The 285-nt window shown below is 34.0% G+C and carries 1 protein-coding gene; it reads right to left on the reverse strand.

Annotated elements, in window-relative coordinates; all coding sequences use genetic code 11:
- Window positions 1–285 (reverse strand): iron-sulfur cluster biosynthesis family protein (locus tag CBI42_RS11795; protein WP_179211437.1); only part of this gene is annotated, 285 nt, incomplete at both ends.

A 285-nucleotide genomic window follows, 5' to 3' on the forward strand; every position in this document is an offset into this window, starting at 1 on the left:
TCTTTAAGCACTAAATTATTGTGCAGCAAGTCAAGTGTCAAACCAGTCCCTAAAAAGGTTTGCTCACTGTTGGAAGTATATAATTTCCAATTTTGCGCATTATTGATAGGGATTTTATAATTATTATTTTTATGAGTAGTAGCAACAATTTGAAACTTATCGCCAATAGCACAGCTACCACCAATTTTGGAATATTCATTAGAGCCATCGTCGGCGGCTAAAAGTAGGTCTTTTTCAACATCAAGCTGATTTTCCAAATATTCTTTAGCAGCTTCCTTAATTATG

The organism is Streptococcus sp. KR (assembly GCF_002238115.1).
GTDB lineage: Bacteria > Bacillota > Bacilli > Lactobacillales > Streptococcaceae > Streptococcus.